Genomic DNA, 25,952 nt, shown 5'->3' on the forward strand with positions numbered 1-25,952 from the left:
ACAACGTGTCGTTCGAGCGCACGCGCAGGGGAGCGTCCTGCACACGCGCGCGGCGAGCGGTCGGCCTTTGGATCAGGACGCGAGGAACGCCGACAGCTTGCCGCCGGCCGCGACGTGGGCCTGGGCCGCGCCGAGCTCGCTGAAGTCGAGCCCGCGCACCGTGAGGTCGCGGTAGCGGTTCTTGTCGACGAGACGGAGCTCGTCGGGGCGCGCCCAGTCGACCACGTGGGGCGACTTCGTCGAGATGATGATCTGCCGGTGATCGGCCGAGGACTCGATCACGTCGAGCAGCGCGTCGATCTTGCCGGGGACCGCGTAGATCTCGGGCTCCTCGACGAGCAGCGCGGTCGCCTCCGGATCCACGAGCGCGACGAGGAGCTCGAGCCTCCGGATCACGGTGTCGGACAAACGGCCGAAGTCCACGCCCTCGAACGTGATGCTGGCGCGGTCCTGCGGCGCGACGTCCGCGCGCGCGGAGGTGTCGCGCGTGATCTGCACGGCGAGCTCGCCCGGCGCGCCGATGCGCTGGCAGAGCTCGACGAGCTTGTTGTACCGATCGCGGTGGAGCTCGAACCAGATGACGAGCGTCGACGCGAGCGAGAGCAGGCGCGCGTCGAGGCCACGCGAGGTCCAGAGGACGCCCGAGCGGCCGGTGAGCGTGACGCCCGCGCGATCCTCGATCGGGGGGCGCGCGAGGGCGAGGCCGAGCCAGCGGATACCTTCGAGGTAGGCGCGGATGCGGCGCGCGTCCTCGGGGACGCGATCGGCCGACTCGCCCGCGAGCGCGAGCGCGCCGACGCCCGAGGGGAGCGAGATGCGGCTGCCGTCGCCGAAGACGGCGCGTCGATCGCGCACGGTCCAGAGGTCCACGTTGGCCTCGTCGGTCCTCGCGGCGTGTTCTTCCCAGCGCATCGAGGGCGGGAAGGGTTCGTCGTCGTCTTCGAGATCCTGGAAGCGCCGGTCGTACGCGTAGACCAGGTGCTCGCCGGCATCGCCCTCGAACTCGCAGCGGAAATGGCGCGGTTTTTCCGGATCGCTCAGGGCGTGGACGGCGATGTGCGCGCCTTCGGCGATGCCCTGGACGAGCTGGGACGCGAGGGACCCGCCCTTCGCGAGGAGCACGGTGCGGCGCGGAGCGATGGCGAGCTCGATCGTGCTGCTCCCGAGCGCCTGGTAGTCACCGATCGTCACGGACACGAGCCTCGCGGCCGGGGCTCGGGGAAAGACGGAGGAGCGGGCCGGTTCGATCATGAGAGGGCACCTTCCTCCTACCACGCTGCGTGGGGGTATGGCGCATCCCTTCTGCACGGTCGGGACGCTTCATTCCGTCCATCCTTGGTTTGCAAGCGTAAGCGAGATTAGGCGCTAGAATTCGTGGGTGAGCGAGGCCATTTCCCCGAGGTCCGCGCTTTCGCGCGTCGCCCGAGCCGAGGGCCCGACGGAGCTCCCTCCTCTCTCGGACCCGTACCTGCGGGGGCCGAGGCGGCCACCCAAAAAGCCGCTCTCGTCGCTGGCCTTGACGTCGATCCTGGCGCCCTTCGTGGGCGGACCGCTGGGCTCGGTGGCCGCGATCGTCTTCGGCTGGGCCGCGCGTCGCGAGCTCGACGGCGTGGGCGCCGAGCGTCGCGGGTACGTCCTGGCGACACTGGGGATGGGCCTCGGGATTTGCCTGACAGTGGCCTGGGGCGCGGCGATCGCCTTCGGGGTGTGGACGATCGAGCGGCGCAACGAGGCGCGGCACGATGCGATCGCCAATGTCCTGGCGGTCGGGGAGACGCCGCGGGCGCCGGAAGGGACGGTCGAGACCACGGAGCCCACGTCGCCGCCTTCGAAGGCCGTGCCCGTGCTTCAGAAAGAAACGTTGGTCCACAAAGAAGGCAACGTCACGATCGTGGACGTCGGCGTCTCGGTGTCGTCGCTCTCGCAGGAGCTCGCGAAGGAGCGCGCGGCCGCGGCCGCGGCGGGCGAGACGCTCGTCGTGATGACGACGAAGAGCGAGTGTGTCTCATGCCGCAGCCTGTCGGCATCGCTCGGCGATTCGCTCATGCAGACCGCGCTCGCGCACGTGCGGCTCGTTCGCGTGGACATCGACGCGTTCGACGAGGACCTCACGGGGCTGAAGATGCCGCACGAGCGTGTGCCGACGTTCTTCCTCCTGGCGCCGGATCTCTACCCGCGCGACGCGATCGACGGCGGCGAGTGGGACGAGGACGTGCCAGCGAACATGGCGCCCGTGCTCGGCGCGTTCGTGCGGGGGAAGTACGAGACGCGGCGGCAGAGCTTCGAGCCGATCCAGAACGGCGGGATCAAGTTGTGAGAGGGGACTGACTGCGCAGCGTAGCGCCGGGGTTTCACCCCGGACCCGACCAGGGGTTGTCCACCCCTGGACCCGGACCAGCGCCAGCGCTGGACCTTTGGTGCATCGACCGCGATGCGGTCGATGCAGGGGGGCATGACGGGCGCGGCGCGTCCGACCGCTGCTAGGATGCGCTGTCATGAAGCGCGCCGGGCAGATCTCGATCTTCGTCCTCTGCGTCTTGTTCAGCGTCTCCGCCGCGGTGAACGTGATGTCGGACAACAGCGAGGTCGAGCGTGCGGCCGCAGCGGTGGCATGCGGGGAGCAGGGGCCGAACTGCCGCGCGCAGGTGACGCGGCTCGAGCGGACGCCGTTCGGGCAGACGTTCGAGATGGTGACGCCGAAGCGGACGGTGGACGTGGTCTGCCGGCGCGCGTTCGTGATGGTGGGCGACTACGCCTGCAAGCTCCGCTGATGGGAAGGCCCGCGCTCCGGTCCATGACCGGGCTCGTCTGCCCGCGCTGCCGCGACCCCCAGCCCGCTACGACAGCGCTCGTGTTCTGCCCGCGCGACGGGCTCGCGCTCGTCGCCGCAGCCGTCCTCGCCGACGCGGATGGAGATCCGTTCCTCGGGACGACGATCGGAGGGCGGTACGTCGTCCTGCGCCGGATCGGGGCGGGGTCGATGGGGGCGGTGTACCGGGCGCGAGACGTCGCGCGCGGGCAGGGCGACGTCGCGGTGAAGGTGTTTCGCGGGGATCGCGGGCTCGGCGCGCGGGCGCTCTCGCGGCTCGATCGAGAGGCGCGGGTCCTCGCGATGCTGCGATCGCCGCACACGGTGCAGGTGCTCGACGTGGGGGAGATCGTGCAAGGCGGCGAGGACGCGCTCGTCTCGCCCACGGTGTCGCGGTTCCTCGTGATGGAGATGCTCGAAGGCGAGCCGTTGAGCCTCCGGCTGCGGCGGGAAGGGCGGCTCTCGGTCGCAGAGGCGACGCGGCTCGCGACGCACGCGCTCGCCTCGCTGGCCGAGGCGCACGAGAAGGGGATCGTCCACCGGGATCTGAAGCCGGACAACGTGTTCCTCGCGCGCCTCGGAGGAGGCGTCGAGGTGGCCAAGCTGCTCGATTTCGGGCTCGCCGACCTCGGGCTCGGGCCGCGCGACCCGAACGAGGCGGCGCTCGGGTGGGGGGCCGGTCCGATCGGTACGCCTCGGTACATGTCGCCCGAGCAGGCGCTGGGCGAGGCGGTGGATGCGCGGAGCGATCTGTATTCGGTGGGCGCGCTCCTTTACCAGATGCTCGTGGGCCGGCCCCCGTTCGTCGAGCGGGACGCGGCGCGGGTGATGGCCAAACACGTGCACGAGCCGCCGATCGCGCCTCGCGAGGCCGCGCCGGAGGCGGGGATCCCGCGCGCCTTGTCGGACCTCGTGGTGCGGGCGCTCTGCAAGCGGCCGGAGGATCGGCCGGAGAGCGCGCGGGCGTTCATCGCGGCCATCGAGGAGGCGTTCAACCAAGGGCCGGGGTCCGGCGCGGCGCGGCATGCAGCGGGCGGGCGCGAGGCGGCTGTACGGCGCCCGGAGAGCCGTGTACCTTCGCGCACGGACAACGATGGATCCTCGTGAAATCGAAATGCTCGTCCAGCGCCTGCTCGCGAACCCTCACGATCAGGAGGCGCTCGCGTACGCGCATCGCGCAGGCGCGCAGGACCCTCGCTCGTACGCCATGCTGCTGGAGCGCGTCGGCTCGCAGACGCCGGATCCCGCCTACGGCGCACATTGGCTGAGCGAGGCCGCGAACGTCTGGCAAGCGGCGTTCGGCGACATGAACAATACCGTGCGCACGCTGCTGCTCGCGGTCGACAGGGATCCGATGCACCGCTCGGCCGAGCGGCTCGCGCAGTTGTTCCGCGAGAAGGGCGACGTCATGTCGCTCATCCAGCTTTACGAACGGCAAGCGAAGGGGCTCGCGCCCGCGGCGGCGAAGCCCGAGGTGCGGACGATGCTGCTCAAGCTCCACGAGGAGCTTGGACGGATGTGGAGCGAGCCGCAGCTCGCGCGGCCCGATCGCGCAGTCGAGAACTGGCGCAAGGTCGCCGAGCTCGATCCTCGCAACGTGTACGCGATCTACGCGGCGCGCGAGATCCTGAAGGCGCAGCAGCAGTACGCGGAGGCGATCCCGTACTTCGCGATGGAGCAGGCGATCGCCGAGGATCCGGAGCGCAAGCTCGCGCTCTATCGGGACGAGGCCGACATCCGCAAGCGCGCGGGCGACATGCCCGGCGCGACGCAGGCGCTGCGCTCGGCGCGCGCGGTGCGTCCGACCGACGTCGCGCTCACGCAGGAGCTCGGCGTGAGCGTGCTCGAGCGCATCAACGCGGGCGAGAACGTGCCGCAGCCGGAGCGCGACGAGGCCGCCGGGATCTTCGTGCAGCTCGCGGAGACGTACGACGGGGAGTACGGGCTGTCGTACTCGCTGTCGGCGCTCGGCGCGTCGCCGGGGCACGATCGCGCGATGCAGCTCGCGGATCACTTCGGGGCGCTGCTCGGCCGCACGGGCGAGCTCGGTCCGCAGTACGCGGCGTACCTGAAGGCGAACCCGAACGGGTTCATGGCGAACGTGGCGCGGATGAAGGTGGGCAATGCGCAGCCCCCGCCGCCGCCGATGCCCGCGGCGCAAGCAGCCGCGCCGCAGTCCGCGCAACCCGCGCAGCCTGCGCCCGCCGCGCAGCCCGCCGTGCAGCCCGCCGCGGTCGCGCAGCCGTCGCAACCGCCCCCGGCCGCGCCTGCCGCGCAGCCGGCTGCCGCCGCGCCTGCCGCGCCTGCCGCGCAGCCCTCGTTCGGAGCTGCGCCCGAGGCGCGCGGGCCCTCGCCTTCGGTCGTCGCGATGCAAGCGCAGCCGGCGGGCGACGTGCACGCGCTCCTGGAGGAGGCCTCGGCCGAGGCGCAGAAGGGCAAGAAGCCGCAGGCGTACACGAAGTACCGCGAGGCGCTGAAGATCGATCCGGCGAACTCCGAGGCGCTCTCGTGGGTCGAGGAGTACCTGCGGCAGAAGCGCATGTTCGCGGATCTCCGCGACGTGCTGCTCGCGGCGTCGCGCGTGCCCACGGTGTCGCCCGAGACGCGCAAGGCCCAGCTCCGCGACGTGGCCGGCATGTGCGAGTCGCAGCTGCGCGACATCGACACGGCGATCGCCGCGTGGAAGCAGCTCTGCCAGATCGATCGCGGCGACGAGCAGGCGCGCGATCAGCTCCGCAGGTTGCTCGAGCGCGCGACGAAGTGGGACGACCTCGCGACCGTGCTCGAGCAGGACGCGATGAGCACGCCCGACACCGAGCAGAAGCTCGCGATCGAGAAGAAGCTCGCGAGCCTGCACGAGACGAAGCGCAAGGATCCGGTCGCAGCGGCCGAGGTGTGGACGCGGATCGCGTCGCTCATGCCCGAGGACGAGCAGGCCGTGAACACGGCCGTCAAGCTCTACGAGAAGGGCGAGCGGCTCGACCTCGCGGCGCAGGCGATCGCGGACAACATGACCGGGTTCACGGACCCGAACACGCGCGCCGCGCTCCTGCAGAAGCTCGGCGATCTCAGGAACAAGCTGAACGATCCGGGCGCCGCGGGCGACGCGTTCGCCGAGGCCGCCGAGCTCGGCAAGCAGGCGAAGATCTGGGAGCAGGCCGAGAAAGCGTACACGGCCGCGGGCCGCATGTCCGACGCGGCGAACGCGATCGAGCAGCGCGCCGAGCTCGCGGACGGCAAGCAACAAGCGACGCTGCTCGCGCAGGCGGCGGATCTCTTCCTCAAGGCGGGCGACGCGCCGGGCGCGATGATCCGCCTCGAGCGCGCCTCCGAGATCGATCCGACGAACGACGCGTACGTGCAGGCGCTGGAGGAGCAGTACCGCGCGGCCGGGCGGCTGCCGGACCTCGTGCACCTGCTCCTCGGGCGCGCGGAAAAACTCTCCGATCGTGGCAAGCGCGTGGGCTCGCGGCGCGCGGCAGCCGAGGTGCAGCGCTCGCTCGGCGACAACGAGGGCGCGCGCGAGAGCCTCTTGCTCGTGCTGTCCGACGGCGACGACGAGGGCGCGCTCGCGCTGCTCGTCGAGGACGCGGCGCAGCGCGGCGATCACCAGGAGTGTGTGGAGCTGCTCCGCAGGCTCGGCGCGATCACGAAGGCGCCGGCCGACAAGCTGAACCACGCGCTGCGCGAGGCGAGCATCCTGGCCGAGGGGCTCGACGACGTGGACGGCGCGATCGAGCGGTACGAGGGGATCCTGAAGTCGCTCGATTCGAAGAGCCGCGTCGCGCTCGCGGCGATCGCGAACCTCGAAGAGCGACGGAACAACCCGCAAGGCGCGGCCGCGGCGCTCGAACGCGAGGTCGTCCTCGCCGAGGGCGAGCAGAAGGTCGAGCTCGCGCAGCGCCTCGCGCAGATCTACGAGTCCCGCCTCTCCGATCCGCGCGGCGCGATTCGCGCCCTCGAGATCGTGCACGCGGCCGACTCGGAGGACTTCGACGCGATCGGGCGGCTCGAGCGGCTGTGCGCCGAGGTCGAGGACTGGCCGCGCGTCGCGCACTTCCTGCAGATCCTCATCGAGGTCGAGGGCGACGAGGAGGAGCTGTCCCGCATGACCCGGAGGGTCGCGGACATCCTCTTCGACAAACTCGGCCGTGGCGACGAGGCGCTCGCGGCGCTCGACAAGGTCGCCGAGACGGGCGACGAGCCGTGCCGGCGCGCGTACGTCGAGCTCGGCGACAAACTCGGGTGGAAGGGGCTCGTCGCGACGAAGCTCGTCTCGTGGAACGAGTCGGGCTCGGGCCCGGCGCGGAACGAGGCGCTCCGCGGCGCGTTCGAACGGTTCATCGAGGTCGGGCGCGACGCGGACGCGGCGCGCGTGGCCATGGAGCTCGCGCGTTCACGCGGCGCCGATCGCGCGCTCGCCGAGCGGCTCGAGCAGCTCGCGATCAAGCTGAAGGATCTCGACGCCCTCGGCGTCGCACACGACCTGCTCGCGAAGGACGTCTCGGGCCCGGCCCGCGCGGCGGAGATGGTGCGGCAGGCCGAGGTGCAGATCGCCGCCTCCGTGCCCGCGAGCGAGGCCATCCAGCACGGCGAGGGCGCGCTGACCAGCGTCGCGCCGGGCGAGATCGAGCCCTTGCTCGCGCGGCTCGCGGCGCTCGCGCCCGACGTCACGCAGCTCATCGACGTGTACGAGCGTCAGGTCGGTCGATGCCGTTTGCCCGCGGATCGGCTCACGGCGCTCGCGCGCGCGGCGCAGGTCGCGGCCGAGCGCGGCGCGAACGATCGCGCGCGCAGCTTCTTCGAGCTCGCGCTCAGCGCGGGCGTTCAGGAAGAGACGCTCGGCGCGCTCGAAGCGGCGGCCGGCGCGGGCGACGAGCGCTCGGGTGGCACGGGCCTGCGCCGCATCCTGGCAGAGGCGCTCGCCGGCGGCGGACAGGGTTCGCGTGACGGTGGGCGCACGAAGAGCGCGCTCCTCCGGCGCGCCGCGACGATCGCGCATCGGGCGCTCGGCGACGTCGAGCGCGCCTTCAAGTGGCTCGGCGACGCGCTCGTCACGCATGTGGACGACGCTTCGCTCGACGCGCTCGAAACGCTGGGCCGCGAGCTCGGCGATCTGCCGCGCGTCGAGGCCACGCTCACGCGCGCGCTCGAAGAGGTCTTCGATGGCCCGCTCGTCCGCAAGCTCCTGCAGCGCCGCGCGCGCCTCCGCCGCGACGCGCTGAACGACAAGAAGGGCGCCGGCGTCGACTTCAAGAAGCTCCACGACCTGTCGCCTGCCGATCAGGACGTGATGAACGAGCTCTCGAACCTCCTCACCGAGCTCGGTGATCACCGCGGCATGATCCAGCTCTTCGAGGATCAGATCCTCCGCGGCCGTGATCCCGCGGTCCGCGCCGAGCTCGCGCGCAAGGTCGCGCGGCTGTGGGAGGAAGAGCTCGGCGACGCGCGCGAGGCTGCCGATGCCTGGCGGCGCGTGCTGCGCATGAAGGCAGGCGATGCCGAGGCGACTGCGGGCCTCGAGCGTGCCAAGACCGGCAAGCTCAAGCGCACGCCGCCGCGCCCGGCGATGGCCTCCGTGCCGCCGACCGCCGGTGCAGGGCCCTCCGCGCCGCCGCCTGCCGGTGCAGGGCCCTCCGCGCCGCCGCCCGCGTACGCTCGTACGTCCACGCCTCCGCCGCCTGCATATGCTGCTCCGTCGGTGCCGCCGCCTGGTGCGGTCCCCACGCCGTCCGCGCCGCCGCCTGCAGTCGCGACGCCGTCGACGCCTCCGGCGTGGCACGCCCCGACGGACGCCGAGCCGACGCCCCTCGCGCCCGCGGCGGCGTTGCCTGCGGTTCCACCGATGGTCGCTGCGCCGCCGGCGTACGTCCAGGCCGAGCCGCCCGCGCAGCCTGCCTACGTGGACCCGCATGCGCAGCAGCCGCAAGCGTACGCGCAGCAGCCCGCGCAGACGCCGGAAGAGGCGTACGCGCAGCAGCAGGCGTACGCGGCGTACTACGCGCAGCAGCAGGCCTACGCGCAGCAGCAGCAGCCCGCGCAGACGCCGGAGGAGGCGTACGCGCAGCAGCAGGCGTACGCGGCGTACTACGCGCAGCAGCAGGCCTACGCGCAGCAGCAGCAGGCCTACGCGCAGCAGGCGCAGCAGCCCGCCGCGCAGCCTGCTGCGGGCGAGGAGCTCGAAGAGGCCGAGCTTCTCGACGACGAATCCTGAGGAGGACGAGGGGGCGGTCCCGCCGCCCCCGCCTCACCAGAAGACCGACTTCCGCTCCTTCAGCCCGCGGTTCAGCATCGACTGGATGGTCGCCTTCACGCGGAGGACCTTCTCCTCGATGATCGCGTCGTCGTCGTCGGGATCGCCGTCGAAGCGCATGGGCTCGCCGAACGTGAGCCTGTAGCGCGTCGGCAAGGGGAGGGCCCCGCCCGGCAAGAGGAGCTGCGGCAGGATCGGGAAGCTCGGCAAGTGCAGCGTCTTCGCCACGCGGCGGAGGTTGCCGATCGAGACGTACTGCTCCTCGGCGCCGATGACGGCGACGGGCACGATCGGCGTGTTCGTCTCGAGCGCCAGGCGCATGAAGCCGAGCCCGAAGTCCGTGAGCTTGTAGCGCTCGGCGAACGTCTTCGTCACGCCACGCACGCCTTCGGGGAACACGAGGATCGCCTCGCCGAGCTCGAGCAGCCGCCGCGCGTTCTCCGGCACGCCCACGACCTGCCCGACGCGCGAGAAGAACGTCGAGACGAACGGGAGCGTCTGCGACCACTTCTCCACCATGCTCCGCACGATGCGCGGCGGCTCCGCGTCGAGGAACATCGACGCCGCGATGATCACGCCGTCCATCGGGATCTGTCCCGAGTGGTTCGCGATGAGCAGGACACGCGACGCGGGCACGCGCTCGATGCCGCTGACGATGGTGCGGAAGTAGAACCGGTGGAAAAACGCCGCGCCGCCGATCGCGTACTTCGCCCATGAAGGATCGAGCCCGAAGGGGTCGACGCCGCCGCCGCCCAAGGGGATCGGCACGCGACGCAGGCGCTCCTCGAAGTCGCGGCCGAGCAGCTTGATGCCGAGCTCGTCGATTCCGTCTTGGGCGACGCCAAACGCCGAGCGCGCGATGGGCAGGGCCTCGCGCGTCGTGAAGGTCGAGAGCCTGCCGAGCGTGCGCGCTGCTCCATCCAGCATGCACTCGAACGTAGCAAACCGAGGCCATCGCAGCACGACGCGAAGTGCTTGACGTGACGTGCTCGCGAGCTTCACGGTGTGCGTCGGGGGTCGGGGGGATGCGTGTAACGAACGGGGGAGGCGAGGCGACGCGTGTCGCGCCGCGGCTCACGATGCGGCCGCCGCGCAGGGCGAGCGTGAGCGTGGAGGGAGATCCTGCGCGCGAGCCGAGCGTGGAGAGTGATCGTTCGCATCTGCCGGTGCTCATCACGGGCATCTGCGGGCGGCTCGGGCGCAGGCTCGCTCGGCACCTGCACCGCGAGCGGCCGGTGATCGGCATCGATCGACGATCGTTTGAGGGCAAACCAAAGGACATCGTCCACCACCAGCTCGACATCCGCCGCAAGAAGACGCAGGACGTCTTCCGCCACGAGCGCCTCGCCGCGGTCGTGCACCTCGGCGTCATGCACGATCCGCGGCAGAGCCAGGCCGAGCACCACAGTTGGAACGTCGTCGGCCTGCAGCGCCTGCTCGAGTACGTCGCGCACTACGACATCCCGAAGCTCGTCGTGCTCTCGAGCGCCAACGTCTACGGCCCTCGTCCGGACAACCCCCAGTTCCTCTCGGAGGACGCGCCGCTGCTCGGCGGCGCCTCGTTCAGCGAGATCCGCGACCTCATCGAGGTCGACATGCTCGCGCAGTCGTTCTTCTGGAAGAGGCCGCGCACCGAGACCGTGATCCTGCGGCCCGTGCACATCCTCGGCGCCGTCCGCAACGCGCCGTCGAACTACCTGCGCTTGCCTGTCATCCCCACGCTGCTCGGCTTCGATCCGATGGTGCAGGTCATCCACCAGGACGACGTCGTCAGCGCCATCGCTCGTGCGCTCATGCCCGGCGCGCGCGGCATCTACAACATCGCGGGCCCCCCGCCGCTGCCCTTGTCGCGCCTCGTCCGGATGACCGGGCGCACGCGCGTCGCCATCCCCCACGGCGTCGCGCAGGGCGTCGTCCGTAAGCTCTGGCAGTACCGGGCCACCTCGTTCCCCGCGCCCGAGATCGATCACATCCGCTACGTGTGCATGGTCGACGACGTGCGCGCGCGAAACGATCTCGGCTACGCGCCGACGCACGACATCGCGCAGACGGTGGCCGCGGTCGACGACGTCTTCTGACGGGAACCGGCTCGCCGCGCGCTTCCATCCGTCCGCGCGTCACGCGGTGATACGCTCGGCGTCCATCTCCCGTCATGTCTCTTTTGCCCGCGCTCCTCGCGGTGACCACCCAGCTGGCCACGCCGCACCTCACCGCGACGCGCGTCCCCACGCCACCGGTCCTCGACGGCCGCCTCGACGAGCTCACCTGGAAGCGGGCCAAGGGCAGCGACGCCTTCACGCAGAAGCTCCCCACGCCCGGCGACAAGCCGCGCTACCGCACGCTCGTGCGCGTCGTGTACGACGACGAGGCCGTCTACGTCGGCATCGACTGCGAACAGACCGACGACGAGATCATCGCGCGCCTCACGCGCCGTGACAGGCAGGTCGAGGCCGACGCCGTCACGGTCACGCTCGACACGCGCGGCGACGGCCGGAGCGCGCTCGAGTTCGAGGTCAACGCGGCAGGCGTCCTCTCCGACGCGCTTCGCTTCAACGACACCGAGCTCTCGCGCGAGTGGGACGAGATCTGGGACGCGCGCACTGCGCGCACGCCGCACGGATGGTCGGCCGAGTTCAAGATTCCGCTCCGCATCTTGCGCTTCCGCGATCTGCCCTCGCAGAGCTTCGGCCTGCAGGTGCGGCGTCGCGTGTCGATGCTGCAGGAGGTCGACGAGTGGACGTTCATCCCTCGCGACGCGGGCGGCGAGGTGTCGCGGTACGGCAAGCTCGACGGCCTCTCGGGCCTCCGGCCGAAGGGCGCGCTCGAACTCCGTCCCTTCGTGGTCGGCGCGCTCCGCTACAGCGAGAGCGAGGCCGAGATCCGCGGCGCGGGCGTCTTCCCCGCGGGCTCGGCGGGGCTCGATCTCAAGTGGCATCCTTCGCAGAGCCTCACGCTCGACGCCACGATCTTCCCGGACTTCGGCCAGGTCGAGGCCGATCAGGTCGTCCTCAACCTCAGCAACTTCGAGCAGTTTTTCCCGGAACGCAGGCCGTTTTTTCTAGAAGGCGCGGACAACCTCGCGACGCCCTTCCAGCTCGTCTACACGCGCAGGCTCGGCCGCGCGCCGGGCATGCCGGCCGTGCGTGACGACGAGGAGACCGCGGGATCCTCGTCGCCGGCCACGGTGTACGCCGCGGCGAAGCTCTCGGGCGAGCTTGCGGAGGGTGTGTCGGCGTTCGAACTGCTCGGTGTCACTGCGCCCGTCCTCGTCGATGTGAAGCGCGGAGACGGCAGCTTCGCCTCGCGTGTCGCCGAGCCGCTCGCTGCGTTCAAGGTTCTTCGCCTGCGCAAGGATTTCGGCCCGCGCGCCTCGCTCGGCTTCATGGCGACGGCGAAGAGCCGCTTCGAGACGCCGAACGTGTACCCGACCGTCGAGGCCACGCCCGGCAGCCGTCAAACGCGCGTGCTTTGTCCGAAGGAACAACTCGTCGCGCACGGCGCGCGTTGCTTCCACGACGCCTACGTCGCCGGCGTCGATGGCCGCTGGCGTTCGCCTGGCGGCGAGTACGTGATCAGCGGACAGGCCATTGCCTCTCTCGTGCACGACGGCCCGCCGCGCACCCTGCGCGACGGCACCGTCATCTCCTCCGGCGACATTGGCCCTGCGGTGCAGGCGCGCGTCGCGAAGGAGGGCGGCAAGCACTGGACGTTCGACGCGAGGTACGCCGGGCATGGCCGCAAGGTCGACTACAACGACGTCGGCTACATGCAGCGGCAGAACCTCCACGCGTTCACCGGGTCCGTCGCCTACCGGACGCTCGATCCGTGGTGGGTCACGCTGGAGACGAGGACGTTCGTCGACGTGTTCGAGCGCGACACGCTCGACTGGCTCACGCAGGAGCGCATGGTCGTGCTCGGCAACTACACGCGCTGGGCGAACTTCTGGGAGAGCTGGGCCGCCATCCACGCCAAACCCTCGCGTTACGACGATCGCGAGGTCGGCGATGGCACGGCGCTCGAGCGCGCGGCCCTCTTCGGCGGCGAGCTCTGGGTCGCGACCGACGGCCGGCGCCTCGTGAACGGCGAGGCGTGGGTGATGGTGCAGGGTATCGAGACCGGCATCAACGTGCAGGGAGACGGACGTTTGTCGCTGCGCCTCCTGCCGCAGCTCGATCTCGACCTGATCCCGGCCTTCCAATACACGCGCGGCGAGCCGCGGTTCGTCACGACGATCGGCGCGGGTCACGTCTTCGGCCGGCTGCGGGCGCAGAGCCTTGGGCTCACGATGCGCGCGACGTACACGTTCACGCCGCGGCTGTCGCTCCAGGCCTATGCGCAGGCCTTCCTCGAGGCGCAGAGCTTCGATGGCTTCACGCTCTCGAAGACGCGTGGACCGGGGCAGGTCGCGCGCCTCGCCAAGCTCTCGCCGTTCGGATCACCGCTCGACGAAGATCCGGACTGGGAGGGCGGATCGATCAACGCGAACGTCGTCTTGCGCTGGGAGTACCGGCTCGGCTCGACGCTCTTCCTCGTCTACACGCACGCGCAGGGCGACGGACGCGCGCCGCTTGGCCGACGCGGCGCTGGCTTCGACTTCGGATGGCTCGGCCCGCGCGCCTCCGAGGAAACGTTGCTGGCCAAACTATCGTACTGGTGGGGCTGAGGCGCAGCCCACGAATCCTTGCATCGACCGCATCGCGGTCGATGCACCAGAGGTCCAGGGCTTGCCCTGGTTCGGGTCCAGGGGCGAAGAGCCCCTGGTCGGGTCCGGGGTGAAACCCCGGCGTTACGCCTCAGAGCGCGGTGCAGGCCGCCGGCGTCGGGTTCGCCTTGCAGTAGGCGGCGTCCTTTGGCGCGCCCACGACGAGCATCGCGTCCTGCGACACGAGCCGCGGGCGGTCGTTCGTCACGGCTTTGCACGTCTTGCCGTCGGACGTTTGTGGCTCGGCGAGGGCGCATACGCCGGCCTCGTTTGGCACGCTCCACGCCTGCCCTGTCGGGTAGACGAGGTTCATCGAGTACTGCCCTTCCGGCAGACAGCCGTAGGCGATGTCGAAGGGGCGCCCGAAGCGTGCTGCGAGGCTCGCTTTCAACGCCTCCTCGTCGGCGATGATCGCTGTCCCGTCTGCGGCTGTCTTGCGGCTCAGGACGAATACGCCCTTCTTCGATGCGTCGACTGGATCGATGCAGATCGCGGCCGGCCGCACTGCGACGGTCACCTCGGGCTCGGCCGACTGGAAGGGCGGGTTCATCGGATCCGGCATCGCGGGCGGTAGCTTCGTCACCGTGAGCAGAAGGTTCTTGTAGAGCGTGATCCCTTGCATGATCACGCGCGGCCGCGCTTGCGTCTCGATGCGTTTGTCCTTCGAGAGCCTCGTCGCGTTGATCTTCGAGAAGACCGACGTCGGGTAGAGCTGCGGCACGTTCACCGACTCGACCACGTGGTCTTCGTTCGTGAGCTGGCCGTCGCCGTTCACGTCCTCGACGGCCATGTAGATGGTCGGGGCCGGATCCTTCACGGGCAGGAAAAACGGCGTCAGTGCGGCTGCGTCGACTTCGGTCGGATCGACGCCGGCTGTGAACGTGATGCGGATCAAGGACGAGTCGTTTGGGGGGAACGTCGCGAACTCGAAGTCCGACGGCACCACGACCTTGCGTGGATCCTTGTTGCCCGCGACGCTGTCGGTCACGTCCGACGGGTAGAACACGGGGCGTTCGAGCGGGAGCACCTGCCCGAGCGTCACGCCGACGCCGAGCACGCGCACGCCGACGGGCGGGATCACGAGGTTGCCTTTGCCGTCGGGCTCGCCGACGTTGACCTCCGTGTACTTCGGCGCGGCGCCCATGAGCACCTCGGCGGCGTTGTCGATCGCGCCGCCGCCCACGTCGCCTGCTGTCGGCAGGTTCGAGATCGAGAAGGCCGGGTTGAAGTCGCCGTCGCGATCGTAGAACCCGCGGAACTGGTACGTCCCGCCGGACAGCGGCGCGATCGTCCACGTCCCGCTCGCGGTGACGTTCGGGGCCGAAGCGTCGGGGCAGCGGAGCTTGCCGTCCTTGTCGAAGACGAGTTTGTCGCGGATGCTTCCGAAGAGCACGTCGCCCGGGATCGCGTCGAGGCTCGCGGCGCCGGTGCCGAGGCCCGAGGGCGGCGGCAGGAGGCGCTTGTCGAATGCGAGCACGACGGCCGCGCCGACGACCCGGCCGCCCTCCGTGCAGGGCGGCGGGCCCGAATAGGTCAGCGTTCCTTCGACGACGCCCGCCGGACCGCTGAACCCGGGGATATCCGGGACGAAGGTGTCGGGGTCGCTGCACCCGGCGGCGAGCGCGAGGAGCAGGGCAGGGAAGGGAAGCGCGAGGGAGCGGCGCATCCTGGATAGGGGACCTCATCGACGCACGGCCGTCAAGCCGCGGCCCGTTTGTCGCTCGCCGCGGTCAACCGGCGGCGCGCTTCGACATGGCGTCGAGCACCTCCTGCAGCTCCGGAAAGCGACCTGCCGACTGCTTCGAGAAGATCAACTCGCCGTCGACGATCACGTCGAACTGACTGGGCTTTCCGATCTCGAGCTTGCTGTCGACGTCGAACGCGTCCTTGATGGCGGCCGCGAAACTCACGGCCCGGGGCTTGTAGTTTCAGACGTGGCAGTACTTGATCACGACGTTCATGGACACCTCCGCGGAAATCCATGGATGCCGGCGCGGGCGAGCGCAAGGGGCAAGGCGCTTCACGCCGAGGGGTGTTCGTCCCGCGCGAGCCAGAGGGCGAGGGCGACCGTGAGTGCGAGGGCTGCGGCTGCCGCGGCTGCGACGGTGGTCCGCGCGCGCTTCGAGCGGGAACGAGCGCGTGGCGTCTCGCGTGCGGCTTCCGTCGTGGGACGAACTTCGGGCTTTTCCGCGCGGGCCGAGAGCGTACCGGGCGCGCCGTCCGCGGGCAGATCCTCCCGATCGAAGAGCGCATCTTCGGCGAGCGCGCGGCGCACGTCCCGGTCGAGCCAGTGCGAGACCCACAGGCGTTTTCCTTCGGGGAGCGCGAGCGCGCGGCGGAGCTCGGGCGTCATGGCGCGCGCGACGTCCTCCGGCTTCGCCTCGAAATCGTGCAGCAGCCGCGCCGACGCGGGCGGCTCGCGCCACACGTAGCGCGAGGGCCCGACGAGCACGACGTGCGTGCGGCGCGCGGGCGTGCGCGGCGGTTTGAACGCGAGCTCCGCGGAGAACTTCCATCCCTCGTCCGTCCGCGGGAACTGCCGCGCGCGCAGGATCTGCGTGACGCACGTCGCGAGCTCGCTCGTCGCATCGTCGCCCTTCCCGCTCGGGGATCGCAGCGACGCCGTGTCGCCCTTCGGCCGGATCGAAGCCTCGATCGTCACCTTCGTGGCCTCGCCGGGGCGGCGCTCCAGGAACCGCTCGTAGCAGTCGAGCAAGGGACCGCTGCGCGCGCGGAGGACACGCGCGATCACCTCGCTCTTCGGCGCGACGACCTTCGGCTCGGCCTTCACGGACTCCACCTCGAGCGGGAGCGCCGCGCCTTCCTGTGCGTCGTCCTGCGGAGGCTCCGCGCGCGGCGGCTCGCGGCGCGCGACGATCAAGCGCGGCGCGTCGAACGAGACGTGCGCGGCCGGCGTCATGATCTCGAGCCACCCGCCCGGCGGCGTGACCACGTCGAGCACGGCGAACGAAAAATTGCGATCCGCGTAGCTCTTCGTCCACGCCGCGTCGAACGGCTGCTCGCTCGCGGAGGGGCCGACGACGAAGCTCGACAGCGTCGAGCGATCCATCACCCACGCCACGGGCGGCGCGGGCGCGCGGCCGCGGGTGCGCCGCTCGTACGGCTCGACGAGCGCGTGCACGAGCGCCGCGAGATCGAGCTTGGGGAGCGGCTCGATCGTCGGCGCGCTCGGCGTCGGCAGGCCGACGAGCACGCGCGGCGCGGCGGGTGCGAGGCGCGCGGCGAAGAGCACGTGCTCGCGCCCGCTCGCCTCGTCGTGGCTCACGATCAGGTAGTCCTCGTGCACCACCGGCGGCGGCGTCGCGCCGCCCACGGCGACGGCGCCCGCCGGGGACGCGACGGCCGCGAGCGCGAGCGTGACGAGCAGTCCGAGCGCCTTCATGAGGCCGGAAACAGGCCGTGGCGACCTTGTTGCTTCAGATCGTTCATCGTCCGCTGCATCGCGCTCCGCACGCGTTCGAAAAGAGCCTCCACCGCCTCGGGATCGTCGGCCGCGGAGGGCGGCAGATCGGGGTGGATCGGCGCGAGGATCCGCGTGTGGATCTTCACGGGCGGCGGCAGGTGCGGCAGCGGGATGCCCGCGATGAGGCCCCACGGCAGCGCCACGCCGAGCGGCGCCACGTTCGATCGCGCGAGCAGCGGCAGACGGAGCGCCTCCGCGATGCGCCGCCCGTCGGTCCAGATGTAGAGCGAGTGATGCGCGCCCACGCTCACCACCGGCACGATCGGCACCTGGTGGCGCAGCGCCGTGCGCACGAAGCCGCGGCGCTTGCCGAACTCGATCTCGTACCTGCGCGAGAACGGCTTGCACGCGTCGATGTCGCCGCCCGGGAACACGAGCACCGCCGCGCCTCGATCGAGCGCGCGCGCCGCGTTCTCGGGGCTCGCCGCGATCGCGCCGGCTCCGTTCAGCCACGCGCCCGCGCCGGGGAAGCGGAACGGCACGTCGTGCATGAGCCCGTACGAGATCCGATCGGGCGAGTAAAGCCTCCAGAACGCGAGCATGTGACAGAACATGTCCGGCGTTCCGGTCATCGCGTTGTGGTTGCCGACCACGAGCGCGGGCCCGGGAGCGAACGGCGCTTCGAGCTCGGTCTCCGCGCGGAAGTAGTGATCGTAGAGCAGACCGAGCAGCGGCATCGCGCGCGCGATGAAGCGCGGATCGCGGGCCTCGAGATCGTTCGGGCGCACCTTCACGCGCGCCTTCTCCGCGAGCGCGACGAGCCCGTCTTTCAGCACGTCGACGGGAGGGACTGGCTCATGTGGAACGACGAAAGCAGCCACGCATTCCTCGTATACCGAAACCAACAAAAGCGTGCCAAGGCTCGCGCCTCACTCTCGTCTCGAAAGCCGTCGCGCGCCTCGCCCCTCCGTCCTTTTTTCCTCGAATTCGTGCGACGATGGCTCGTCGATACCCCGGCGCCGCGCCCCATCGCGCGGCAGGAGGATTCATGATGTCCGCGCGTTCGATCTTCGCCGTCGCTTGCTCGTTTCTCGCGCTCTCCCTGTTCGCTTGCGCCAAAGGCTCGACCGGCGGCGGGTTTGGCGGCAGCGGCGGCGAGGGAGGCGACGACTGGGGTGGCCCAGGACCCGGATCGAGCTCGAGCAGCGGCGGCGGCGGCGGCAGCAGCAGCAGTAGCAGCAGCAGTAGCAGCAGCGGAAGCGGCGGCTCGAGCGCGTGTGACAACAAGGGCGTCTGTAGCGACTGCGCCGACTGCGCCTCGACGACCGGGAGCTGCGTCGGCGTGTACAACGCGTGCAACGCGAACACGAGCTGCTTGAACCTCGCAACCTGCATCGGCAACTGCCTGGACGGGGACGACGTGTGCGTCGATAACTGCGCGTCGACCTACTCGGCCGGCATCGATGACTTGGTCGCGTATCAGGACTGCGTCGTGTGCGTCGGTTGCCCGGTCGACTGCGACGCCGCGACGTACATGTGCCCCTGACGGGCCTTCAGATCCCTTCGAGACGAACCTTCTGGCCGGCGCGCACCCCGTGCCGCCGGCAGTACCCCGCGTTCACCTCGATCACGTAACGCGACGCGCAGGGGACCGAGAACGTCGAGTCGTTCATCGTCGGCGTGTTCTCCTCGATCCCCACGATCGTCCCGTCGTCGTCGACGAACAGCATGTCGAGCGGGATGCACGTGTTGTGCATCCAGAACTGGTGCACCTCGCGCCGCTCGAAGACGAAGATCATCCCGCGCTCCTCGGCCATCTCCTTGCGGTACATGAGCCCGCGGGCGCGCTCTTGATCCCGCTGCGCGATCTCCACGGTGACCGCCTCGTCCTTCGCGTCGGCGAACACCACCTTGCCCTCGCGCAGCAGAAGCGGCTTCGCGAGATCGTCGGGCGGGCACGCCGGATCGGGGCCCGTCCGCGCGAGCGTGCGCTTGGGTTTGTCCTCGGTCGGGTGGATGCACCGCGCCTTCGAGGGGCGATTCTCCGAGGCCTGGGCCTCTTGCCCGATCGGCTCGGGGCGCGCGTCTCGTGAGGGCGGTACCGGCTCCTCGACGCGCGGCTCGCAGGCGATGACCAGAAACCCGAGCGACAGGGCGATGGGGAGCTTCGTGACGGGCATGGCTCGCGCCCCTTCGTAGCACGATGCGCGCCCGCGCTTGACCTTCGCCGCGCCTCGCCGCAAGGGAAAGACCTCCTATGAAACTTCCCTCGATCCAAGGTCCTCGTTTCGCCGCCTTCGCCGCGGCTTCTGCCCTGGTCGTCACCGCCCTCGCGAGCGGCTGCGAGTCGAGCCCGCCCGAGCCCACGGCGGCCCCCGAGCGCAAGACCGATGGGATGATCCAGAGCAACAAGGACGCCCCCGGCCAGCCCGAGAAGACGTCCCGGCCTCGCATCCAGATGCCGAAGCCCACGAAGAAGAAGGTCTCGGCCAAGCCCGTCGCCGAGGTCAAGCCGAGCGAGGACGACCCGGTCAAGGGCAAGTGGACCCTCGCCGACGCCACGAAGGGCCTGCCCGCCGGCAAGACCCTCGTGGCCACGATCGAGACGGATCTCGGGAGCCTCGAGTGCACGCTCTTCGAGGACAAGGCGCCCATCACCGTCGCCAACTTCGTCGGCCTCGCGCGCGGCGTTCGCCCGTGGAAGACGCCCGAGGGCAAGTGGGAGAAGAAGCCGGCCTACGACGGCACCATCTTCCACCGCATCATCAAGGGCTTCATGATCCAGGGCGGCGACGCGAAGAAGAACGGCACGGGCGAGGCCGGGTACGTCATCCCGGACGAGGTCTGGGAGGACGCGAACCACGATCGTCCCGGGCTCCTGTGCATGGCAAACCGCGGGCCGAACACGAACAGCGCGCAGTTCTTCATCACGGACGAGGCGGCCTTCCACCTCGACGGCGGCTACACGATCTTCGGCGAATGCGCGCCCGTCGACGTCGTGCACAAGATCGCCTCCGTTCCCGTGACCCGCGAGAAGCCGGAGAACGCGCCCGTCATCAAGAAGGTCACCATCTCCCGCAAGTGATCTTTTCTGCGCCGAAGACGCCTCGTCCTCGCGGCGCGCGCGGGAAAATTCGGTTACCCTTCCGGCATGCAGAAGCGGCTTATCTTGGTGGCCGCCGCGCTTGGCCTCATCGTCCCGGCCGCGGGTCTCGGCGGGTGCGGCAGCTCGATCGTGCGAGAGACCGAGGGCCAGGGCGGGGGCGGCGGCGAGGGCGGGGATTCGTCGAGCAGCACCACGACGGGTCCCATCTGGGACGCGGGCAAGGACGCGTTCGACGAATACATCGATCCCGGCTGCCCCTCCACGCCGGCGCCGATCGAAGACTTCCAGTGTGATCCCTTCGATCAACTGAACAGCGGCTGCTTCCCCGGCGAGGGGTGCTTCATCTTCGTCTCGTACCCGGACGAACCCTGCGGCCAGGAGGTCTACGGCGCGTTCTGCGCGCCCGCGGGCTCCGGCGTGCAGGGCGATCCGTGCGGCAGCAACACGGGCCTCTGGTGCGCGGCGGGGTTCGCTTGCGTCGTGACCGGCTCCGGCACGCAGTGCGTGAAGCTCTGCCCGCTCAGCGGCAACGACGACTGCCCGTCCGGCCTCGTGTGCGAGCCCATCGACGTCGAGGGATTCGGCGGATGCCTGTGAAGCGTTTGCGGAAGGCGCGCGGCGGACGAAGCCTGATCGGACTCTCGCTCGCCGCGCTCTCGGGATCGCTCGTGGCCGCGGGGATCGTGGCGAGCGGGTGCGGCGCGCGCACGCCGCTCGACGTCGGCCCGCCCCAGCCTCCTTGTTTCGTCGACACGGATTGTCCCGGCCACAAGAACCTCTGCGAGCCCGTCTACTGCGACCTCGCGGCGGGCGCGGAGGCGGGCGTCCCGCGGAACGGCGGCCTCTGCGTCGACCTGCCGCCGATCAACTGCGACGACAACGATCCGTGCACCGACGACGCGTGCGTGCCGAAGACGGGGCAATGCACGTACGAGCTCGCCACGCGGGACAACGACGGCGACGGCTTCCGCGGCCCACGGCCCGGCACGCTCCCGGGGGATCCCAACGCGTGCGGCGACGACTGCGACGACAAGAGCGAGCTCGCGTATCCGGGCGGCACCGAGGTCTGCGACGGCGTCGACAACGACTGCAACGGCGTCGTCGACGACGGCGCCACGTACGTCCCGCTGCTCAACGAGCCCATCCGCCTCTCGGGCAACATCGCGCCCGCGGGCCCCGGCGGCCTCGCGTGGAGCGGCACCTCGTACGCGGCCGCGTACACGGGCACCGTCGACGGCTTCTCGATGCGGCTCAACATGCTCGCGCCGACCGGCCTGCCGCTCGGCCCCGAGGCGCCGATCGTCTTCCAGAACGGCGACAACGCCGGCGGCCCGATCGTGTGGGTCGGCGATCGGTACGGCATCGCGTGGCAGGATCGCCGCAGCGGCGACTACGAGGTGTACTTCACGCTGCTCGACGAGAACGGCGCGAAGGTTCTGCCCGACACGCGCCTCTCCTTCGCCGAGGGTTTTTCGATCAACGTCTCGCTCGGCTGGACCGGCGCGGAGTTCATCGTCGCGTGGCAGGACGAGCGCGAAGGTCTCTTCGACCTCTACGCGCAGCGCCTCTCCATCGACGGCGCGCCGATCGGCGGCAACGTCAAGCTCACGCAGGCCTTCAACGTGGGCAACGAAGCGCCGCAGATGGCGGCCGGCCTCTCCTCGATCGGCGTCGCGTGGGCGCCCGGCGACGCGCTCCAGCACTTCATCCAGTTCCAGGTCTTCAACCAGGATCTCTCGCCGCGCTCGCAGGCCGTCTCCCTCACGGACGGCTTCTCCGACTCGGTGTACCCCACCGTCGTTTGGAACCAGGATCGCTACGTCATCGCGTGGTTCGACAAGACGGCCAATCCCAAGGCCATCTACGGCGCCGTCGTCGACGAGGACGGCAATACACTCGTCGCGCCCAAGGCCCTCACGAACCCCGGCTCCTTCCGCTCGCGTTATCCGAGCCTCAAGGCCCTCGGCGATCGCGTCTTGCTCGTCTACGCCGACGATCGCGATCAAAACGACGGCTACGAGCTCTACGCGCTCATGCTCGACCAGGAGCTCGAGCACTCCGGCCCCGAGCAACGCGTCACGTTCGCAAAGAGCGACAGCATCTATCCGATCGCCACGTTCGGCCCCGACGGCAACGTCGGCATCCTCTTCCGCGACGACCGTGAAGGCGAGCAGCACGTGTTCTTCACGCGGCTGGGATGCATCGTCCCCTAGCAGGTTGCCGATGAGCTTGCTGCGCGCCTCGAATCGTCGGTCGGGCTCCTCGGAATACGGGCGTATTCCTGCGTCGCCCTCCCTAGCTTCGAGGCGCTCGCTGCGCTTCTCGACAACCTGCTAGCTCGGCCGCCGTCGAAACGCGCCCGCTTTGTGCACCTTGCCCGGCAGCGGGCGCCCGAGCACGCGCTCGGCCACGTTGCCCGCCTCGATGAGTTTGTCGAGGTCGATCCCCGTCTCGATCCCCATCCCGTGCAGCATGTACACGAGGTCCTCCGTCGCCACGTTGCCCGCGGCGCCCGGCGCGTACGGACAACCTCCGAGACCTCCCACCGACGCGTCGAAGTCCCGCACCCCGAGCTCGAGCCCCACCAGGATGTTCGCAAGCGCCGTCCCGCGCGTGTCGTGCAGGTGCAGCGCGAACTGATCCACCCGCATCGCGTCGAGGCATCGCAGCACGATGTCGCGCGTTTGCTTCGGCGTCCCGACCCCGATCGTGTCGCCGAGCGACACCTGGTAGCAGCCGAGCTCGAGGAGCTTCTTCGTGATCTCGATGCTCCGCTCCGCCGACACCGGGCCCTCGTACGGACATCCCCACACCGTCGAGACGTACCCGCGCACGCGCAGGCCCGCCTCGATCGCCGGCGGCACGATCTCCGTGAACACGCCGAGCGTCCGGTCGATCGACTTGTTGATGTTCTTCTGGTTGTGCGTCTCGCTCGCGCTCATGAAGACCGCGATCTCGCCGAGCCCCGTGGCGAGCGCGCGCTCGAGGCCCTTCGCGTTCGGGCAGAGCGCGCTGAACGTCACGCCCTCGGGCGCGCGCATCTCGCGCGCCAGCTCCTCGGCGTCCGCGAGCTGCGGCACCCACTTCGGCGACACGAAGCTCGTGATCTCCAGCCGTTTCACGCCCGCCGCGACGAGCGCGCCGACGAGCTGCTTCTTCGCTTCGAGCGGGACGACCACGGCCTCGTTCTGCAGGCCGTCGCGCGGGCTCACCTCGTAGAGAGACACCCGATCGGGCGCTTGGGCGAACAGATCGTGCGGGGCGGCGCTCGAGCTCGAGGGGCGATCCGTCATGGGGTGACCATTGTTCGGCATGCGCGGGCGCCGTCAACGCGCCTCGCGCGCGCTAGCCGTGGACGAGCCTCAGATGCCTCGATTTCGGGCTCGGGGAGAACGGCACCGGGTAGACCCCCGAGAAGCAGGCGGCGCAGTATCCGTTCTCGGCCGCATCCCCGTTGTTCGGTGAGGGCGGAGGGTTCTGCGACGCCGCCTGCTCGATGTTGCGCACGGAAGTGACCAGCCCTTCGAGCGACAAGTACCCGAGCGAGTCCGCCGTCACGTACTTGCAGATCTCGTCGAGGGTGTGCGTGGCGGCGATGAGCTCGGCCCGCGTCGGCGTGTCGATCCCGTAGAAGCAGGGCCAGCGCGTCGGCGGGCTCGAGATCCGGAGATGCACCTCGCGCGCCCCGGCGTCGCGCACCATCTTCACGATCTTCCGGCTCGTCGTGCCCCGGACGATCGAGTCGTCCACGATCACGACGCGCTTGTTCGCGAGCGCCGCGCGGTTCGGGGAGAGCTTCAGGCGCACCCCGAAGTGCCGGATCGACTGCTGCGGCTCGATGAACGTCCGGCCCACGTAGTGGCTGCGGATGAGGCCCATCTCGAACGGCGCGCCGGCGCGCTCGGCGAAGCCCACGGCGGCGGGCACCCCGGAGTCGGGCACGGGCACCACGACGACGTCCCCCGTGTCGCTCCCGCCCGGGACGGGCACCTCCTCGGCGAGCTTCCTGCCGAGCGCCTTGCGCACCTCGTACACGCTCGCGCCCTCGATGAGCGAGTCAGGACGAGCGAAGTACACGTGCTCGAAGATGCAGAGCTTGCGTGTGCGCGGCGCAAAGGGCCGGAGCGATCGTGTCCCGTTCGCGTCCACGATCAGCATCTCGCCCGGCTCGATGTCTCGCACGTACGTCGCGCCGATCAGATCGAACGCCGTCGGCTCGCTGGCGACGACGATCGCCTCGGTCTCGCCGTGCGCGAGGCGACCCATGCAGAGCGGGCGGAAGCCCATCGGATCCCGCACGGCGATGAGCTCGCGCTCCGTGAGGAACAGGATCGAGTACGCGCCCTCGACTTGCCCGAGCGCCTCGGCGACGCGGCTCTCGACGGTCGCCTGCGTGCTCGCGGCGATGAGGTGCACGATCACCTCGGTGTCGCTCGAGCTCTGGAAGATGCTCCCGCGCGCCTCCAGCCGATCCCGCAACGCCTCGTAGTTCGTCAGGTTGCCGTTGTGCCCGACCGCGATCGATCCGCGCGCGTAGTCCACGGCGAACGGCTGCGCGTTGCGGATGTGGGATCCGCCGGCGGTCGAGTACCGCACGTGCCCGATCGCCCGATCGCCGCGCAGCGCCGCGAGATCCTTCGGGGAGAACCCTGCTTGCACGAGGCCCATCGCCCTGTGCGGCGTGAGCCGCTCTCCGTCGCTCGTGACGATCCCCGCCGCCTCCTGACCTCGGTGCTGCAACGCGTGCAGTCCGAGGTAGGTGATGTTGGCGGCCTCGGGGTGGCCATAGATGCCGAACACACCGCACATGCGGCGTCTCTTTAGTACGAAAGAAGGAGCCGGCCACGGGAGGTGGCCGCGCGGGGGCGGGGAGGGGTGGAGAGGGCGGAAAGGCGAGGAGAAAACCGCGCTCCCGGGCGAGCGCTACTTCTTCGCGATGCCCCAGACCTTCGTGATGATGTCGCCCTCGAAGGGGTCACCGTGGCACGTGCCGCACTCCATGTCCTTCTTGTCGGCGCGCGTGAGCTTGTCCTCGTACTGCTCGTCCATGAACTTCTCGAGCGCCTTCTTGTCGGCGTGGTTGAGGTTGTGCTCGTTGCCGTCGTGGCACGTGTCGCAGAAGACCGCGCCGCCCTTCTCGTCGCGCAGCGCGACGACGAAGTTCTTCCACATGCCGCGCGTGATCTTGATGTTGCGCGTCTCGGCCTTGTAGTCGCCCTCGACGTGGCAGCCGTTGCAGTCCTTGTAGCCGAGCGCCTTCTGGAAGAGCGGCATCAGCTTCTTCTTCTGCGCGAGGGCGATCTTCGGCAGATCCGCGAGTTTGTCCGGGGCGAGGCCGATCTTCTTGATGTCCTCGAGCATCTGGCTCTGCCGGATGTTCGTCGAGGGCTTGCCCGCCGCGGCCGGAGGCGTCGCCGCCGTCCCACCCGAGCCCGTGTCCGCGGGCTTCGCGTCGCCGGCGGGCTTCGCGTCGCCTGCGGGCTTCGCGTCGGTCGCGCCGCCCGTATCGGCGGGCTTGTCGGTCGAGGTCCCGTCCGTCTTCTGATCGTTGGCGGTGTCGGGCGGAGGCGTCGAACCGCCGCCGCAGGCCGCGGCGACGCCCGAAAGGGCAAGAACGAAGGCGAGAGCGAGGTGTTTCTTGGCAGCCATGTTGTCTAG

Annotated in this window: 19 protein-coding genes and 1 pseudogene; 10 read left to right on the forward strand and 10 right to left on the reverse strand. The window is 70.2% G+C overall.

Features of this window, described 5'->3' with window-relative positions; all coding sequences use genetic code 11:
• Positions 1-72: 72 nt before the first annotated feature.
• Positions 73-1,251, reverse strand: coding sequence for a hypothetical protein (locus QHF85_RS32540; protein ID WP_281331282.1), 1,179 nt, complete (start codon positions 1,249-1,251; stop codon positions 73-75).
• 265 nt (positions 1,252-1,516) lie between these two features.
• Here QHF85_RS32540 and QHF85_RS32545 point away from each other — a divergent pair, with 265 nt between their 5' ends.
• The 4 genes from QHF85_RS32545 to QHF85_RS32560 all read left to right on the forward strand — a co-directional run bounded on the left by QHF85_RS32545 (position 1,517) and on the right by QHF85_RS32560 (position 9,023).
• The gene (locus QHF85_RS32545) at positions 1,517-2,317 is read left to right on the forward strand and encodes a DUF4190 domain-containing protein (RefSeq protein WP_281331283.1); all 801 of its coding nucleotides are present in this window, start codon (positions 1,517-1,519) and stop codon (positions 2,315-2,317) included.
• 178 nt (positions 2,318-2,495) lie between these two features.
• On the forward strand, positions 2,496-2,771 hold the full coding sequence (locus QHF85_RS32550) for a hypothetical protein (protein WP_136971488.1): 276 nt from the start codon (positions 2,496-2,498) through the stop codon (positions 2,769-2,771).
• 23 nt (positions 2,772-2,794) lie between these two features.
• Complete coding sequence (locus QHF85_RS32555; protein ID WP_281331284.1) at positions 2,795-3,916, forward strand: serine/threonine-protein kinase; 1,122 nt, start codon at positions 2,795-2,797, stop codon at positions 3,914-3,916.
• On the forward strand, positions 3,903-9,023 hold the full coding sequence (locus QHF85_RS32560) for a hypothetical protein (protein ID WP_281331285.1): 5,121 nt from the start codon (positions 3,903-3,905) through the stop codon (positions 9,021-9,023). Before QHF85_RS32555 ends, QHF85_RS32560 begins: the two co-directional genes overlap by 14 nt.
• Positions 9,024-9,056: 33 nt before the next feature.
• Here the strand turns inward: QHF85_RS32560 and QHF85_RS32565 are convergent, their stop codons facing one another.
• Positions 9,057-9,989: a lysophospholipid acyltransferase family protein gene (locus QHF85_RS32565; protein ID WP_281331286.1), complete on the reverse strand. Its 933-nt coding sequence runs from the start codon at positions 9,987-9,989 to the stop codon at positions 9,057-9,059.
• Positions 9,990-10,087: 98 nt separating this feature from the next.
• Here QHF85_RS32565 and QHF85_RS32570 point away from each other — a divergent pair, with 98 nt between their 5' ends.
• Together QHF85_RS32570 and QHF85_RS32575 are read left to right on the forward strand one after the other, a co-directional pair.
• The gene (locus QHF85_RS32570) at positions 10,088-11,140 is read left to right on the forward strand and encodes an NAD-dependent epimerase/dehydratase family protein (protein ID WP_281331287.1); all 1,053 of its coding nucleotides are present in this window, start codon (positions 10,088-10,090) and stop codon (positions 11,138-11,140) included.
• A gap of 101 nt (positions 11,141-11,241) precedes the next feature.
• Positions 11,242-13,725 carry a DUF5916 domain-containing protein gene (locus QHF85_RS32575; RefSeq protein WP_281331288.1) on the forward strand — a complete coding sequence of 828 codons (2,484 nt, stop codon included), beginning with the start codon at positions 11,242-11,244 and terminating at the stop codon, positions 13,723-13,725.
• Positions 13,726-13,855: 130 nt separating this feature from the next.
• Here the strand turns inward: QHF85_RS32575 and QHF85_RS32580 are convergent, their stop codons facing one another.
• From QHF85_RS32580 to QHF85_RS32595, 4 genes and pseudogenes are all read right to left on the reverse strand, one after another.
• On the reverse strand, positions 13,856-15,430 hold the full coding sequence (locus QHF85_RS32580; protein ID WP_281331289.1) for a hypothetical protein: 1,575 nt from the start codon (positions 15,428-15,430) through the stop codon (positions 13,856-13,858).
• Between the two features lie 64 nt (positions 15,431-15,494).
• Positions 15,495-15,680, reverse strand: a pseudogene (locus tag QHF85_RS32585) (Rdx family protein); the annotation flags it as partial.
• Positions 15,681-15,784: 104 nt separating this feature from the next.
• Positions 15,785-17,167, reverse strand: coding sequence for a hypothetical protein (locus tag QHF85_RS32590; protein ID WP_281331290.1), 1,383 nt, complete (start codon positions 17,165-17,167; stop codon positions 15,785-15,787).
• Complete coding sequence (locus tag QHF85_RS32595) at positions 17,164-18,069, reverse strand: lysophospholipid acyltransferase family protein (RefSeq protein WP_281331291.1); 906 nt, start codon at positions 18,067-18,069, stop codon at positions 17,164-17,166. Before QHF85_RS32595 ends, QHF85_RS32590 begins: the two co-directional genes overlap by 4 nt.
• 167 nt (positions 18,070-18,236) lie before the next feature.
• Here QHF85_RS32595 and QHF85_RS32600 point away from each other — a divergent pair, with 167 nt between their 5' ends.
• Complete coding sequence (locus tag QHF85_RS32600; RefSeq protein WP_281331292.1) at positions 18,237-18,734, forward strand: hypothetical protein; 498 nt, start codon at positions 18,237-18,239, stop codon at positions 18,732-18,734.
• 7 nt (positions 18,735-18,741) lie between these two features.
• Here the strand turns inward: QHF85_RS32600 and QHF85_RS32605 are convergent, their stop codons facing one another.
• Positions 18,742-19,368: a DUF192 domain-containing protein gene (locus QHF85_RS32605; RefSeq protein ID WP_281331293.1), complete on the reverse strand. Its 627-nt coding sequence runs from the start codon at positions 19,366-19,368 to the stop codon at positions 18,742-18,744.
• A 77-nt stretch (positions 19,369-19,445) separates the two neighbouring features.
• Here QHF85_RS32605 and QHF85_RS32610 point away from each other — a divergent pair, with 77 nt between their 5' ends.
• The 3 genes from QHF85_RS32610 (at position 19,446) to QHF85_RS32620 (ending at position 22,507) form a co-directional block, all read left to right on the forward strand.
• Positions 19,446-20,273, forward strand: a complete 828-nt coding sequence (locus QHF85_RS32610) for a peptidylprolyl isomerase (protein WP_281331294.1) — start codon at positions 19,446-19,448, stop codon at positions 20,271-20,273.
• Between the two features lie 66 nt (positions 20,274-20,339).
• Complete coding sequence (locus tag QHF85_RS32615) at positions 20,340-20,891, forward strand: hypothetical protein (RefSeq protein WP_281331295.1); 552 nt, start codon at positions 20,340-20,342, stop codon at positions 20,889-20,891.
• Entirely contained in the window at positions 20,882-22,507 is a 1,626-nt protein-coding gene (locus QHF85_RS32620; protein ID WP_281331296.1) for a putative metal-binding motif-containing protein, read from the forward strand. Before QHF85_RS32615 ends, QHF85_RS32620 begins: the two co-directional genes overlap by 10 nt.
• A gap of 120 nt (positions 22,508-22,627) precedes the next feature.
• Here the strand turns inward: QHF85_RS32620 and QHF85_RS32625 are convergent, their stop codons facing one another.
• From QHF85_RS32625 to QHF85_RS32635, 3 genes are all read right to left on the reverse strand, one after another.
• The gene (locus tag QHF85_RS32625; RefSeq protein ID WP_281331297.1) at positions 22,628-23,587 is read right to left on the reverse strand and encodes a hydroxymethylglutaryl-CoA lyase; all 960 of its coding nucleotides are present in this window, start codon (positions 23,585-23,587) and stop codon (positions 22,628-22,630) included.
• Positions 23,588-23,639: 52 nt separating this feature from the next.
• The gene (gene purF / locus QHF85_RS32630) at positions 23,640-25,103 is read right to left on the reverse strand and encodes an amidophosphoribosyltransferase (protein ID WP_281331298.1); all 1,464 of its coding nucleotides are present in this window, start codon (positions 25,101-25,103) and stop codon (positions 23,640-23,642) included.
• A gap of 114 nt (positions 25,104-25,217) precedes the next feature.
• Positions 25,218-25,943: a hypothetical protein gene (locus tag QHF85_RS32635; RefSeq protein ID WP_281331299.1), complete on the reverse strand. Its 726-nt coding sequence runs from the start codon at positions 25,941-25,943 to the stop codon at positions 25,218-25,220.
• Between the last annotated feature and the right edge of the window lie 9 nt (positions 25,944-25,952).

It is taken from the genome of Polyangium sp. 6x1 (assembly GCF_029946515.1).
Taxonomy (GTDB): Bacteria; Myxococcota_A; Polyangia; order Polyangiales; family Polyangiaceae; genus Polyangium.

Coding starts and splice junctions, on each gene's coding strand:
- QHF85_RS32540 (WP_281331282.1), bottom strand. CDS start 1,251: ATGATCGAACCGGCCCGCTCCTCCGTCTTTCCCCGAGCCCCGGCCGCG.
- QHF85_RS32550 (WP_136971488.1), top strand. CDS start 2,496: ATGAAGCGCGCCGGGCAGATCTCGATCTTCGTCCTCTGCGTCTTGTTC.
- QHF85_RS32555 (WP_281331284.1), top strand. CDS start 2,795: ATGACCGGGCTCGTCTGCCCGCGCTGCCGCGACCCCCAGCCCGCTACG.
- QHF85_RS32560 (WP_281331285.1), top strand. CDS start 3,903: ATGGATCCTCGTGAAATCGAAATGCTCGTCCAGCGCCTGCTCGCGAAC.
- QHF85_RS32565 (WP_281331286.1), bottom strand. CDS start 9,989: ATGCTGGATGGAGCAGCGCGCACGCTCGGCAGGCTCTCGACCTTCACG.
- QHF85_RS32570 (WP_281331287.1), top strand. CDS start 10,088: ATGCGTGTAACGAACGGGGGAGGCGAGGCGACGCGTGTCGCGCCGCGG.
- QHF85_RS32580 (WP_281331289.1), bottom strand. CDS start 15,430: ATGCGCCGCTCCCTCGCGCTTCCCTTCCCTGCCCTGCTCCTCGCGCTC.
- QHF85_RS32590 (WP_281331290.1), bottom strand. CDS start 17,167: ATGAAGGCGCTCGGACTGCTCGTCACGCTCGCGCTCGCGGCCGTCGCG.
- QHF85_RS32600 (WP_281331292.1), top strand. CDS start 18,237: ATGATGTCCGCGCGTTCGATCTTCGCCGTCGCTTGCTCGTTTCTCGCG.
- QHF85_RS32605 (WP_281331293.1), bottom strand. CDS start 19,368: ATGCCCGTCACGAAGCTCCCCATCGCCCTGTCGCTCGGGTTTCTGGTC.
- QHF85_RS32610 (WP_281331294.1), top strand. CDS start 19,446: ATGAAACTTCCCTCGATCCAAGGTCCTCGTTTCGCCGCCTTCGCCGCG.
- QHF85_RS32615 (WP_281331295.1), top strand. CDS start 20,340: ATGCAGAAGCGGCTTATCTTGGTGGCCGCCGCGCTTGGCCTCATCGTC.
- QHF85_RS32620 (WP_281331296.1), top strand. CDS start 20,882: ATGCCTGTGAAGCGTTTGCGGAAGGCGCGCGGCGGACGAAGCCTGATC.
- QHF85_RS32625 (WP_281331297.1), bottom strand. CDS start 23,587: ATGACGGATCGCCCCTCGAGCTCGAGCGCCGCCCCGCACGATCTGTTC.
- purF (WP_281331298.1), bottom strand. CDS start 25,103: ATGTGCGGTGTGTTCGGCATCTATGGCCACCCCGAGGCCGCCAACATC.
- QHF85_RS32635 (WP_281331299.1), bottom strand. CDS start 25,943: ATGGCTGCCAAGAAACACCTCGCTCTCGCCTTCGTTCTTGCCCTTTCG.